Here is a 12,767-nt window from a genome sequence, read left to right on the forward strand (position 1 = left end):
ATCGTAGGCGGCGCGGGGGCAGGGAGCTCCGTCGCGATCCCGCTCCCACCGGTCGTGCGGGTGCCGGTGGCAGGCTCGGTGCCGTGGGGTGGATGCAGCAGAAGCCGGTCTGGGCAGCGGGCGTCGTCGTGGGCGTCGCGTTCGCCGCCGCGTGGTTCGGGTCGACCTTCCTGACCATGCCGCAACTCGGGGCCGGACCGCGAGCGCTGATCTCCCTGGCGGCCGGCGCCTTCTTCGGGGTCTTCATGGGGTCGTGGGTCGGGCGGGTCCGGCGCACACACGGCGACGTCGCGCAGCGGCCTGCGTTCGGCAGGGCGGTGCGGACCGGCACGCTGCCGCCGGATGCGGACACCGCGGGATGGCGGCAGGCGTTGCTCGCGCGCCAGCGGCTCCACCAGCCGCTCCGGTGGACCGCGCCGGTCTCGTACGTTCCCGCGACCGCCCTCGCCGTCTGGCTCGCCGTCACCGGCCAACCGGTGTTCTGGTTCGGTGCGGCGCTCTTCGTCGCGGCGCTCGTCGCCACCGTCGTGACCACCCCGCGGGTGCTCCGCAACACGGCGACGCTGCTCGCCGAGCTCGACCGGCGCGAGGCAACACGGCGCGTCGAACAGTGACGAGCGGCACGCACCTCGACACCGACTGCTGACCCCGGGGGACCGGATCCGCGCGGCAGGTGCGGCCCGCCGGGTACGGTCGTGCGGGTCCCGTCGGCACCAACCGGAAGACCCCGCCATGCACCTGCGCCGCTCCCCCGCGCCCACGTCCGTCCAACCGAGCACCTGGACCGACCCCTACGGGCGGCTCGCGGTCCGCTGCATGCAGACGGTCGTGATCGTCGTGGTGCTCGGCGCGATCGTGACCGCCGCGACGACGCTCAGCCTCGTCACGATCCCCCTGCTCCTCGCGCTCATCATCGCGTCGGCGCTGCACCCCCTGGTCGCCTGGCTGCGCCGGCACGGGGTGCCCTCGATGCTGGCGACCTCGATCGCGTTCGTGGCCGTCCTCGCCGCGGGCGCCGGTGTCCTGTGGCTGCTCGTCTCGACGTTCGCCGGTCAGTGGCCGATGCTGCAGGCCTCGGCGGTCGACGGGTTACAACAACTGCAGGACCTCCTGCACGAGCTGCCCGTCCGGGTGACCGACGGGCAGATCGAGGACGCGGTGTCCGGCGTCGTCGACTTCGTCACGAGCGCCCGGTTCGGAGCCGGGGCGATCGCCGGCATCTCCGCGGTGACGAACTTCGTGACCGGGGCGGTGCTCACCGCGGTCATCCTGTTCTTCTTCCTCAAGGACGGCCCGGCGCTGTGGGAATTCCTGCTCCGCCCGTTCACCGGCGACCAGTACGACCGAGCCCGTCGGATCGGCGACCGCGTGGTGACGACGCTCGGCGGGTACGTGCGCGGGACCGCCGCCGTCGCCGCCTTCGACGCGCTCGCGATCGGCAGCGGACTCGCCGTGCTCGGCGTCCCGCTGACGATCCCGCTCGCCGTGGTGGCCTTCGTGACCTCGTTCATCCCGATGATCGGCGCCCCGATCGCCGGCACCCTGGCCGCCCTCGTGACCCTCGTCGCACTCGGCCCGGTGAAGGCCGTCGTCGTCGTGGCGATCGTCGTGCTCGTCAACCAGGTCGAGGGCAACTTCCTGCAGCCGGTGCTCATGGGCAAGACCCTGCGACTGCACGGCCTCGTCATCCTGGTCGGGCTGACGGCGGGCACCGTGCTCGGCGGGGTGACGGGTGCGCTGCTCGCGGTCCCGCTCATCGCAGCCGGCTGGGGCGTCGTGCAGGTCTGGAACGGCGAGGACGCACCGGCCACCCCCTGGCAGCAGAAGCGTCGCGAGACGGTCCCGGTCGGCTGAGCCGACGCGGGGCCGCGTGGCGGAGGTGCGGGACGTGGCGGCTAGTCGAAACGGACCGTGCTGGTGGGCGACGTCGCGCCCGTCGCGGCCTCGTCCGCTGCCTCGCGGAGGTGCCGCAGCCGTGACCGCACACCGCCGTCCTGGCGACGCAGGACGATCGCGACGTCCGCCACGGACATCCCCGCCGCCGTCATCGCCTCGAGCCCGGTGTCCTCCTGCGGCGTCCACGGCGCGTAGGCGGCGGGCCGGTCGAGCCGAGCAGCGTCGACCTGCGGGTTGCCGGTCGGTGCAGCCCGGACCACCAGTGGGGACGACGGGTCGTCCACTCCGGACGTCGTGGCGACGGCCGGCGCCGGCGTCGACAGCGGGCCGGTCGCCCGGACGTCCAGACAGGCGACGGCGGTCATCGGATGGCGTGCCACGACCGCTCCTGCGGGCGACCGGAACACCAACTCGGTGTCGTCACGGTCCACCGTGCCGACCTCCACGTCGCTGAAGCCGCCGGTGTCGAGGACGATGCGCATGGTTCCCCCGTTCGCGCTGACCAGATCTGCGACGAGGCTACCGGTCGCCGGCCGGTGCACGGTCGACGACCGCTCGGCGGACACCCTCCACCGCCGCCGCGACCGCGCGCTCACGGGCCTCGGCGTCCTCGGTCTCGGAGTCGTGCACGAACACGGTGGCGCCCCGGCGGGCACCGCAGAAGTCGACGATCCCGTGCTCGACCTGCGTCCGGAGCGCCTCGGCGTAGCCGTGCCGTTCGTACACGCCGGCGTCGTCGCCCGCGATCGGCACCAGGTGGACGGTGAGCCGTCCGAGCGCTCGACGGACGCCGCCGTCCGGGTCGACGTCGAACGCCCAGCCGTTCACGAACACGCGGTCGATCCACCCCTTGAGCACCGCGGGCACGGACCACCACCAGACCGGGAACACGAGGACGAGGTCGGTGGCGCGGTCGATGCGCTGCCGCTCGGCGACGACGTCGGACGGGGCGTCCGTCCCGGTCCGGTAGGTGTGCCGGTCGGCCAGCGTGAAGCGCGGGTCGAACCCCTCGGCCGCCAGGTCGGCGGTCTCGACCGTCCCGGCCGGCAGGGCGTCCCGCAGGCGAGCCGCGAGGTGGTGCGTGAGCGAGTCGGGGTCCGGGTGGGCGGTCACGATGAGCGTCGGCACACCGCATCCTCCCGGAGCCGGCTGGGCGGCACCGGGACGCCCGCTGTCGCCCGGCCGTGCCGGCTCACACCGCGGTCAGGTCGAGGGACCAGGCGACCTCGTGCGCGAGCTGCCCAGTCCGCCGGAATGACCGGACCTGGTGCGTGTCGGTCAGGGCGGCCGCCAGGTCGTCGCGGTCGGCGGGGGCGAACCCGAGCGACTGCCAGAACGGACCGGAGCGCCGCGAGAACAGCCACGCCCGTCCCGCGCCCGTGGCCGCGGCGTGGTCGACGGCGAAGCGTGCGAGCCGGGTGCCGTGGCCGAGCCCCCGCAGGTGCGGCGCCACCGCCACGCTGCGGACGAGCACGTGGACACCGTCGGCGCTCGTCTCGTACCCGGTGCTGCCGACCACATGGCCGTCGTCGGCACGGTCGACCCACAGCCGGACGGTCGGCTCGAGACCGGCAGGGCCGAGGCCAGCACGGTCGAGCCCGGCAACGGTCAGGTCGGCACCGACGAGGAAGGTGCGGAGGTCGTCGACCGCACCGGTGTCCACGCGCTGCAGGGTCAGAGGTCGACGCCCGTCCAGCGCGGCCCCGTCGCGGTGACGACGACCCGGCGCGGCTCGTCGGGCACGTCGTCGGGATCGAGGTCCTCGTCGGCCCCGCGGTCGGCCGCGTCCGCGCCGGTCGCCCGCGTGATCTCGACGTCGAGCACGTTGTCGCTGATGCCGTCGACCATGCCGCGGCCCCACTCGACGACGACGATCGCGGCGTCCCAGTCGAGGTCGAGGTCGTCGAGCTCGACCGGGTCCGACAGCCGGTAGGCGTCGACGTGCACCAGGTCCGGGCCGGCCGTGGTCGGGTGCGTCCGGGCGAGGACGAAGGTCGGGCTGGACACCTGGCCGCGCGCGCCGAGTGCAGCGCCGAGCCCTCGGGTCAGTGTCGTCTTGCCGGCACCGAGCGGCCCGGTGAGCACGACCAGGTCACCGGCACGCAGGACAGCGGCCAACCGCGCTCCGAGCTCGCCCATCGCGTCGGTGCCGTCGATGGCCGTGTCGAGCAGGACGTGTGCGGCCTCGGTCACGACTGGTCGCCCCGCAGGTACTCCCCGACGCGTCCCTCGATGTCGTGGCCCTCGTAGAACCGAGGCACGCGGGTCCCGATGCGGCAGACGATCTCCTCGCCGATGGTGCCGAGCGAACGGCCCCAGTCGAGGACCGTCATCTCGTCGTGCTCGCCGGTGCCGAACAGCGTCACGGTGTCACCGGTCTGCACGTCGTCGTCGCCGACGTCGACGAGGAACTGGTCCATCGCGACACGGCCGGCGATCGGGTAGCGCTTGCCGCCGATCGCGACCTCGACGCGGCCCTGCGCCAGACGCGGGACGCCGTCCGCGTACCCGACGGGCACGAGCGCGAGGGTGGTCTCCGAGGTGGTGCGGTACGTGTAGTCGTACGAGACGCCGGTGTCGACGGGGACCCGCTTCGTCTTGGCGACCGAGGCCGTCAGGGTCATCACGGGTTCGAGCCCGAGGTCGGCGGCCGAGACACCGTCGGCGCCGGGGATGCCGAACAGGTTCGCACCCATCCGGACCATGTCCTTGCGGAACTCCTTGCGCTCCAAGCCGGCGAGCGATGCGGCGACGTGCTCCATCGGGACGTCGAGCCCCAGGTCCTCCGCGATCTCGATCGCGGCGTCGAACACGGCGACTGCGGCACTGTCCTCGTGGTCGGACGACTCGGCCAGGTGCGTGTACGCGGCGACGACCTCGATGCGGCCGTTCCGCTGGGCGTCGCGGGCGAGCTCGACGAGTGCGGGCCAGTCCGCCGGGGTCGCGCCGTCGCGGTGCAGCCCGGAGTCGACGCCGAGGTGCACCCGGGCCGGGCGCTGGTCGACGGCGTCGACGATGCGCTGCAGCTCGGCGACGTTCGAGACGCCGAGGTCGACAGCCGAGTCGATGGCGTCGCGGAAGTCGAGGTCCGGGTCGTGCTGCCAGGTGAACAGGTGAACGTCCTCGCCGACGCCGATCGACCGCAGGCGCAGGGCCGCGGGGACCGTGAGCACACCGATCCACCGGATGCCGGCGTCCACCGCGGCGAGCGCGATCGGTTCGAGGCCGTGCCCGTAGGCGTCGGCCTTCATGATCGCCATGACCGCGACGGGGTCCATCCACTCGCGGACCAGGTCGAGGTTCGCGCGGTAGGCGTCCAGGTCGATCCGTGCCTGGCGCAGGGGTGCGGAGCTCACGTCGTCCTCCGGTGCACGCTGTGGCCGACCCGGGCGACCACCTCGTAGTTGATGGTGCCGATCGCGGCGGCCCAGTCCTCGACCGCGGGGTCGCCGTTCGCCGGGTCGCCCCAGAGCACGGCTTCGTCGCCGATGCTGACGTCGGCGTCGCCGACGTCGACGTGCATGGCGTTCATCGCGACCCGTCCGACCACCGGGAACGTGCGGTCGCCGATCCGGACCGAGACCCGGTTGCCGAAGTCGCGGTCGAAGCCGTCGGCGTACCCGAGACCGATGACCGCGAGGCGGGTGTCGGTCGACGCCCGCCAGGTGTAGCCGTAGGACACGCCCTCGCCGGCGCGGACGTCGACGGTGCGGAGCACGGCAGCGGTCACACGCATGGCCGGCCGGAGGCCGAGGTCGGCGGAGGTGCGATCGGCGAACGGGCTCAGGCCGTACAGGGCGAGTCCGACGCGGGACAGGTCGCGGCGCGTCTCCGGCACGGCGATGCTCGCGGCACTCGCGGCGAGGTGCACCAGGTCGGGCACGATCCCGTTCGCGGCGAGGCCGTCGAGCGCGCGCTGCAGTGCGGCGTCCTGGTCGAGGTCGTCCGTGCGCGACGCGTTGGACAGGTGCGACATCAGCCCCTCGACACGGGTGCGGTTGCCGCCCCTCGCCAGGGCCCCGGCGGTGGTGAACAGCTCGGCCCATTCGGACTCGACTGCACCGTTGCGACTCAGGCCGGTGTCGACGCAGATGTGCACGGCGCCGACCTCGGAATCGGCAGCGGCCGACAGCTGCTCGACGCTCGACACCGCCGGGGTGATGTCGTACTGCGCCGCGCGGCGGAAGTCCTCGTCGGGGGCGTGCAGCCACGCGAGGATCCGGACGTCCTCGTCGATGCCACCCTGACGGAGGGCGACGGCTTCGTCGATGTCCGCGACGCCGAGCCACTCGGCACCGGCGTCCACGAAGGCCCGAGCGGCGTCGAGCGCGCCGTGGCCGTAGGCGTTGGCCTTGACCACCGCGATGACACCGGACGGTGCGACCTGCTCGGCGATCGTCGCGTAGTTCTCGATCAGGGCCTCACGGTCGACCGTCATCCCGGTGAACGCACTCACTGAACCGTCCCCTCCAGGACCACGAACGCGGTCGCGATCCCTCCATCATGCGAGAGCGACAGGTGCACGCTCATCACGCCACGCGCATCCGCCACCTGTCGCGCCTGTTGGTGCAGCGTCAGCGACGGGTTGCGCTGGTCGTCCGACACGACCTCGAGGTCCTGCCAGCTGAGCCCCGCGCTGGACCCGAAGGCCTTGATCAGGGCCTCCTTCGCCGCGAACCGTGCCGCGAGTGACGCGATCGGCCGTGGTTCGCCGTCACGGACCTGCTCGGCCGGGGTGAACAGCCGCGTACGCATCGCCGGCGTGCGCGACAGCACCCGCTCGAACCGCTCCAGGTCCACCACGTCGACCCCGATGCCGATGATCATCGTGCGACTACTCGACGGTGACCGACTTCGCGAGGTTGCGCGGCTGGTCCACGTCGAGGCCCTTGGCCGCGGCGAGCTCCATGCCGAACATGTGCAGCGGCGCCACGGCGAGCAGCGGCTCGAACAGCGGGGTCGCGAGCGGGATCCGCAGGACCTCGTCCGCGAAGGGCAGCACGGCTGCGTCGCCCTCTTCCGCGATGGCGATCACCCGTGCACCGCGGGCGCGGATCTCCTGGATGTTCGAGACGACCTTCGGGTGCAGCGAGCGCGGGTCACGCGGGGACGGCACGATGACGAAGACGATCTGGCCAGGCTCGATGAGCGCGATCGGGCCGTGCTTGAGCTCACCGGCGGCGAAGCCCTCGGCGTGGATGTACGCGAGTTCCTTGAGCTTGAGCGCACCCTCGAGCGCGATCGGGTAGCCGACGTGGCGGCCGAGGAACAGGACGCTGCGGGTGTCCGCCATCCAACGCGCGAGGTCCTTGATGCCGGCGGCGTCGTCGATGGTCTGCTGCAACTTCGGGGCGAGGCCCTCGAGCTCCGCGACCTGCTCCGCGATCTGCTCGGTCGTGAGCGTGCCGCGCAGGGTGGCCAGGTGCAGTCCGAGCAGGTACAGCGCGACGCCCTGGGCGATGAAGGCCTTCGTCGAGGCCACGGCGACCTCGGGTCCGGCGTGCGTGTAGATCACGGCGTCGGACTCGCGCGGGATGGTCGCGCCCTGGGTGTTGCAGATCGACAGGACCTGCGCGCCCTGCTCGCGGGCGTACTTGACGGCCATCAGCGTGTCCATGGTCTCGCCGGACTGGCTGATCGAGACGACGAGCGTGCGGTCGTTCAGCACCGGGTCGCGGTAGCGGAACTCGTGCGCGAGCTCGACCTCGACCGGGATGCGGGCCCACTGCTCGATGGCGTACTTGCCGAGGATGCCGGCGTACGCAGCGGTGCCGCAGGCGATCACGATGACGCGGTCGACCGTGGCCAGGCGCTCGGCGATCGGGTCGAGGTCGGTCAGGGTGACGGCGCCGTCGTGGACGCGGCCGAGGATCGTCTTGGCGACGGCCTCGGGCTCCTCGCTGATCTCCTTCGCCATGAACGAGGACCACCCGCCCTTGTCGGCGGCGGAGGCGTCCCAGTTCACCTCGAACTCGCTCGGCGTGGCCGGGGTGCCGTCGAAGCGGATGACGTCGACGCCGTCGGGGCGGATCGTGGCGATCTCGTCCTGCCCGATCGACAGCGCACGCTGCGTGTACGCGACGAACGCGGCGACGTCCGAGCCCATGAAGTTCTCGCCGTCGCCGAGGCCGACCACGAGCGGGGAGTTGCGACGGGCGCCGACGACGACGCCGGGCTGGTCGGCGTGCACGACGAGGAGCGTGAACGCCCCGTCCAGTCGCTGCACGGCCTGCTGCATGGCGGCGGTCAGGTCACCGGTCTCGCGGAACGCCCGACCGACCAGGTGCGCGGCGACCTCGGAGTCGGTCTCGCTGCGGAACTCGATGCCCTCGGCCTGCAGTTCGGCGCGCAGCTCGGAGAAGTTCTCGATGATGCCGTTGTGGATGAGGGCGAGCTTGTCGCCGTCGGCCAGGTGCGGGTGCGCGTTGCCATCGGTCGGGCCACCGTGGGTTGCCCAGCGGGTGTGCCCGATGCCCGTGGTGCCGTCCGGGATCGGCGACGACTCGAGCTCGTCGACGAGGGCCTGGAGCTTGCCCGCCTTCTTGGCGGAGACGAGGTCCCCCGCGGGGTCGACCACGGCGATGCCCGCCGAGTCGTAGCCGCGGTACTCGAGGCGACGGAGGCCACCGAGGAGGACGTCCTGGCTGCTGTTGCTGCCGACGTAGCCGACGATTCCACACATGGAAGCGATCCTACGGTCTGCCTGAGCGCGCACCCTGCGAAGCAGCAGGGCTGGGGATAACGTTTCGGCCATGGGACGCTTCGACGACATCGCCATCACCACGCTGCACGGCGAGGACACCACGTTCGGCTCGTTCGCGGACAAGGCGGTGCTGGTCGTGAACGTGGCGTCGCGGTGCGGCCTCGCCCCGCAGTACGAGCAGCTCGAGGCCCTCCAGAAGCAGTACGGCCCTCGGGGCTTCACGGTCCTCGGGTTCCCGAGCAACCAGTTCCTGCAGGAGCTCGGCTCGTCCGAGGCCATCGACGAGTACTGCTCCACCACGTGGGGCGTCACCTTCCCGATGTCCGAGAAGGTCAAGGTCAACGGCAAGAGCGCCCACCCGCTCTACCAGGCGCTCAAGGAGACCCCGGACGCGGACGGCAAGGCCGGCCGCGTGAGCTGGAACTTCGAGAAGTTCCTCGTCGCACCCGACGGCACCGTCTCGCGCTTCCGTCCGACCACGAAGCCGGACGCCCCCGAGGTGATCGCGGCCATCGAGGCCGCCCTGCCCGCCTGACGCGTCGCGTCCTGCGGACACGCACCGAGCACTGGACGGGAGGCCCGGGGTACGTGAGCCGACCGGCTCACGTACCCCGGGCCTCCCGTCTGTACGCTCGTCCCCATGCCGATCCCGGAGACCGCCGTCGCGCACCCGACCCCGTTCGTGGAGATCCCGCGGCACGAGTGGTCGCAGCTCGCACCCAAGGAGCACCTGTCGCTCACCGAGACCGAGATCGTGCAGCTGCGCGGTCTCGGCGACCGGTTGGACATGCAGGAGGTGCAGGAGGTCTACCTCCCGCTGTCGCGACTGCTGACGCTCTACGCCGCCGGCGCACGGAACCTGCACGCGTCGACATCGGCGTTCCTGGGTGACCGCGCCGGACGCACGCCGTTCGTGATCGGCGTCGCCGGGTCCGTCGCCGTCGGCAAGTCGACCGTCGCCCGACTGCTCCGCGAGCTGACGAAGCGTTGGCCGGACACCCCGCGGGTCGAACTGGTGACCACCGACGGCTTCCTGTACCCGAACGCCGAGCTCGAACGTCGCGGGATCATGGACCGCAAGGGCTTCCCGGAGTCCTACGACCGTCGCTCCCTGCTGCGGTTCGTCAGCCAGGTGAAGAGCGGCGCGACCGAGGTCCGGGCGCCGTACTACTCGCACCTGGTCTACGACATCGTGCCGGATGCCGAGATCGTCGTCCGCCAGCCGGACATCCTCATCGTCGAGGGCCTGAACGTGCTCGCCCCGCCGGTGCACGGGCGGCTCGCGCTGTCCGACCTGTTCGACTTCACGATCTACGTCGACGCCAAGACCAAGGACATCGAGGCCTGGTACGTCGACCGGTTCCTGGCCCTGCAGGAAGAGGCGTTCTCGAGCCCGGACTCGTTCTTCCACCGGTTCGCGAGCCTCTCCCGAGCGGACGCTGTGCAGACGGCGACCCAGGTCTGGCGGGCGATCAACGAGCCGAACCTGCTCGAGAACGTCCTGCCGACCCGGTCCCGCGCGACCCTGGTGCTGAAGAAGGCCGCCGACCACAAGGTGAACTCGGTCCTGCTCCGCAAGATCTAGCGCGGGCGCGGGATTGCGCCCCGGTACGGTCGACGCGCCCCGAAGAGTCGGGGCGCAACGACCGCAGCGGGGCGCGAGCGCAGGCTGCGCGGCGCAAGCGGCGCGCAGCGCAAGCACGGCCCCGCCCTCCGAGCCCCCTACGCGGCGTCGAGCGCCAGGCGCTCCTGCACGACGGCGGCGAGCTCCTCGGCGATGCGCTGGGCGTCGTCCTGCGAGGCGGCCTCGACCATCACGCGCACGACCGGCTCGGTGCCCGACGGACGGAGCAGCACGCGACCGGTGTCGCCGAGGGCCGCCGACGCCGCGGCCACGGCGTCCTGCACGCCCTGGTCGGCCAGCCCGTGCCGATCGACCCCGCGCACGTTGAGCAGCACCTGCGGGAACACCGTCATGCACGAGGCGAGCTCCTGCAGCGACTTCCCGGTGCGCGCCATCTCGGCGACCAGGTGCAGCCCGGTCAGGATGCCGTCGCCCGTGGTGGCGTACTCGTTGAAGATGATGTGGCCGGACTGCTCGCCGCCGATGGAGTAGTCGCCCTCGTTCATCTTCTCGAGCACGTAGCGGTCGCCGACGCCGGCCTCGATCACGGTGATGCCCGCGTCGGCCATGGCGCGCTTGAGCCCGAGGTTGGACATGACCGTCGCGACGAGGGTGTCGTCCTTCAGGCGGCCGCGCTCCTGCAGCGACAGCGCCAGGATCGCCATGATCTGGTCACCGTCGATGGCGTTGCCGGCGGCGTCCACCGCAAGGCAGCGGTCGGCGTCGCCGTCGTGCGCGATGCCGACGTCGGCACCGGCAGCCAGGACGGCGCGGGACAGGTTGTCGATGTGGGTCGAGCCGACGCCGTCGTTGATGTTCCAACCGTCGGGCTCGGCGCCGATGAGCGTCACGCGGGCCCCGGCGTTCACGAACACCTCGGGCGAGACGCCGGCGGCAGCACCGTTGGCGCAGTCGAGCACGACGTGGAGCCCAGAGAGCCGGTGCGGCAGCGTGCCGAGCAGGTGGACGACGTAACGGTCCTCGGCGTCGGCGAACCGGGTGATCCGACCGACGTCGATGCCGGTGGGGGTCGGCGCGGAGTGGTCGTGCATGGCCGCTTCGATGCGGTCCTCGACCTCGTCCGGCAGCTTCCGACCACCCGTGGCGAAGAACTTGATCCCGTTGTCCGGGGCGGGGTTGTGCGACGCGGAGATCATCACGCCGAAGTCGGCGTCGATGTCCGCGACGAGGAACGCCGCAGCGGGGGTGGGGATGACCCCGGCGTCGAGCACGTCGACGCCGGCGGAGGCGAGCCCGGCCGCGACAGCGGACCCGAGGAACTCGCCGGAGACGCGCGGGTCGCGCGCCAGGACCGCGCGCGGGCGCGGTCGACCGGACGCCCGGCGGGCGTCGGCATGGTGTCCGTGTGTGAGGACGGCCGCGCTCGCCTGGGCAAGACCCAGTGCGAGCGCGGCCGTCAGCTCGCCGTTGGCGAGACCACGAACCCCGTCGGTACCGAACAGACGCGGCATTGCGATCTTCAGCCGGTGACGACTAGCGCTTCGAGAACTGCGACGCCTTGCGGGCCTTCTTGAGACCGGCCTTCTTGCGCTCGATGACGCGGGCGTCACGGGTGAGGAAGCCGGCCTTCTTGAGGGTCGCGCGGTTGTTCTCGCGGTCGATCTCGTTCAGGGTGCGGGCGATGGCGAGGCGGAGTGCGCCGGCCTGACCCGAGGGGCCACCACCGGTGATGCGGGCGACGACGTCGTACGAGCCGAGGAGCTCGAGGACCTTGAACGGGTCGTTGATGAGCTGCTGGTGCAGCTTGTTCGGGAAGTAGTCCTCGAGCGAGCGACCGTTCACGACGAACGTGCCGGAGCCCGGAACGAGGCGAACGCGCGCGATGGCCTCCTTGCGGCGCCCGACGGCACCGCCGGAGACGTTGAGGATCTGACGGGGAGCAGCCTCGGCAGCGGCGGGTGCGCTCTCCGTGGTGAAGCTCTCCGGGGTCTGGTCGAGGGAATCAGCGATCTGAGCCATGAGTTTCTCTATGTCCTTGAAGTCGTCGTGGCCGGAACTACTGTGCGACCTGGTCGAAGATGTACGCCTTGGGCTGCTGCGCGGAGTGCGGGTGCTCCGCGCCGGCGTAGACCTTCAGCTTCTTGAGCTGCTCGCGACCGAGGGTGTTCTTCGGCAGCATGCCGCGGATCGCCTTCTCGACGGCGCGGGTGGGGTGCTTCTCGAGCATCTCCGGGTAGGAGGTCGCCGTCAGGCCGCCCGGGTACCCCGAGTGGCGGTAGTAGACCTTCTTCGCGAGCTTCGAACCGGTCAGGGCGACCTTGTCGGCGTTCACGATGATGACGTAGTCACCCATGTCCATGTGCTGGGCGAAGGTGGCCTTGTGCTTGCCGCGCAGGAGCGCCGCGGCGTGGGTGGCGAGACGGCCGAGGACGACATCGGTCGCGTCGATGACGATCCAGTCGTGCTGGACGTCTGCCGGCTTCGGTGAGAACGTGCGAGTCACAGGAGTGCTGCTTTCGTGTCGAGGTGAGGAGTCCGTGAATCCCACTCCGGTCGGGGTTCCCCGCGGCAGAAGCCGGCGGA

General features: G+C 71.6%; 15 protein-coding genes. 4 read left to right on the plus strand and 11 right to left on the minus strand.

Translation table 11 applies throughout. The features are described from left to right. The first annotated feature begins 92 nt into the window (after positions 1 to 92). A complete protein-coding gene (locus tag DEJ14_RS17150) occupies positions 93 to 614 on the plus strand; it encodes a hypothetical protein (RefSeq protein WP_181437353.1) in 522 nt (173 codons plus the stop codon). 202 nt (positions 615 to 816) lie between these two features. Next, on the plus strand, positions 817 to 1,854 hold the full coding sequence (locus tag DEJ14_RS17155; RefSeq protein ID WP_284179771.1) for an AI-2E family transporter: 1,038 nt from the start codon (positions 817 to 819) through the stop codon (positions 1,852 to 1,854). A gap of 41 nt (positions 1,855 to 1,895) precedes the next feature. Here the strand turns inward: DEJ14_RS17155 and DEJ14_RS17160 are convergent, their stop codons facing one another. The 8 genes from DEJ14_RS17160 to glmS all read right to left on the minus strand — a co-directional run bounded on the left by DEJ14_RS17160 (position 1,896) and on the right by glmS (position 8,578). Continuing rightward, entirely contained in the window at positions 1,896 to 2,378 is a 483-nt protein-coding gene (locus tag DEJ14_RS17160) for a hypothetical protein (protein ID WP_146249641.1), read from the minus strand. 37 nt (positions 2,379 to 2,415) lie between these two features. Beyond that, positions 2,416 to 3,024, minus strand: coding sequence for an NAD(P)H-dependent oxidoreductase (locus DEJ14_RS17165; protein WP_111083435.1), 609 nt, complete (start codon positions 3,022 to 3,024; stop codon positions 2,416 to 2,418). A 64-nt stretch (positions 3,025 to 3,088) separates the two neighbouring features. Then, on the minus strand, positions 3,089 to 3,559 hold the full coding sequence (locus DEJ14_RS17170; protein WP_111083436.1) for a GNAT family N-acetyltransferase: 471 nt from the start codon (positions 3,557 to 3,559) through the stop codon (positions 3,089 to 3,091). A gap of 11 nt (positions 3,560 to 3,570) precedes the next feature. Beyond that, the gene (gene tsaE, locus DEJ14_RS17175; protein ID WP_258373123.1) at positions 3,571 to 4,089 is read right to left on the minus strand and encodes a tRNA (adenosine(37)-N6)-threonylcarbamoyltransferase complex ATPase subunit type 1 TsaE; all 519 of its coding nucleotides are present in this window, start codon (positions 4,087 to 4,089) and stop codon (positions 3,571 to 3,573) included. Next, the gene (gene alr, locus DEJ14_RS17180) at positions 4,086 to 5,252 is read right to left on the minus strand and encodes an alanine racemase (protein WP_181437354.1); all 1,167 of its coding nucleotides are present in this window, start codon (positions 5,250 to 5,252) and stop codon (positions 4,086 to 4,088) included. Before alr (DEJ14_RS17180) ends, tsaE begins: the two co-directional genes overlap by 4 nt. After that, a complete protein-coding gene (gene alr, locus DEJ14_RS17185) occupies positions 5,249 to 6,352 on the minus strand; it encodes an alanine racemase (protein ID WP_258373124.1) in 1,104 nt (367 codons plus the stop codon). The genes alr (DEJ14_RS17180) and alr (DEJ14_RS17185) overlap by 4 nt, the downstream gene beginning before the upstream one ends. After that, positions 6,349 to 6,723, minus strand: coding sequence for a holo-ACP synthase (locus DEJ14_RS17190; RefSeq protein ID WP_111083437.1), 375 nt, complete (start codon positions 6,721 to 6,723; stop codon positions 6,349 to 6,351). Before DEJ14_RS17190 ends, alr (DEJ14_RS17185) begins: the two co-directional genes overlap by 4 nt. A 7-nt stretch (positions 6,724 to 6,730) precedes the next feature. Then, positions 6,731 to 8,578, minus strand: coding sequence for a glutamine--fructose-6-phosphate transaminase (isomerizing) (gene glmS, locus DEJ14_RS17195; protein WP_111083438.1), 1,848 nt, complete (start codon positions 8,576 to 8,578; stop codon positions 6,731 to 6,733). A 70-nt stretch (positions 8,579 to 8,648) separates the two neighbouring features. Between glmS and DEJ14_RS17200 the strand changes: the two genes are divergently transcribed. Next, a complete protein-coding gene (locus DEJ14_RS17200) occupies positions 8,649 to 9,134 on the plus strand; it encodes a glutathione peroxidase (protein WP_111083439.1) in 486 nt (161 codons plus the stop codon). Positions 9,135 to 9,239: 105 nt separating this feature from the next. Next, the gene (gene coaA / locus DEJ14_RS17205) at positions 9,240 to 10,184 is read left to right on the plus strand and encodes a type I pantothenate kinase (protein ID WP_111083440.1); all 945 of its coding nucleotides are present in this window, start codon (positions 9,240 to 9,242) and stop codon (positions 10,182 to 10,184) included. A gap of 137 nt (positions 10,185 to 10,321) precedes the next feature. Here the strand turns inward: coaA and glmM are convergent, their stop codons facing one another. The 3 genes from glmM to rplM are packed head-to-tail and all read right to left on the minus strand — an operon-like array spanning position 10,322 to position 12,687. After that, on the minus strand, positions 10,322 to 11,695 hold the full coding sequence (gene glmM, locus DEJ14_RS17210) for a phosphoglucosamine mutase (protein WP_111083441.1): 1,374 nt from the start codon (positions 11,693 to 11,695) through the stop codon (positions 10,322 to 10,324). Between the two features lie 22 nt (positions 11,696 to 11,717). Continuing rightward, positions 11,718 to 12,203 carry a 30S ribosomal protein S9 gene (gene rpsI / locus DEJ14_RS17215; RefSeq protein WP_111083442.1) on the minus strand — a complete coding sequence of 162 codons (486 nt, stop codon included), beginning with the start codon at positions 12,201 to 12,203 and terminating at the stop codon, positions 11,718 to 11,720. A gap of 37 nt (positions 12,204 to 12,240) precedes the next feature. After that, positions 12,241 to 12,687 (minus strand): 50S ribosomal protein L13, encoded by a 447-nt coding sequence (gene rplM / locus DEJ14_RS17220; protein ID WP_071259898.1) that lies wholly within the window; start codon positions 12,685 to 12,687, stop codon positions 12,241 to 12,243. Between the last annotated feature and the right edge of the window lie 80 nt (positions 12,688 to 12,767).

The sequence above is a fragment of the Curtobacterium sp. MCJR17_020 genome, assembly GCF_003234365.2.
Classification (GTDB): domain Bacteria; phylum Actinomycetota; class Actinomycetes; order Actinomycetales; family Microbacteriaceae; genus Curtobacterium.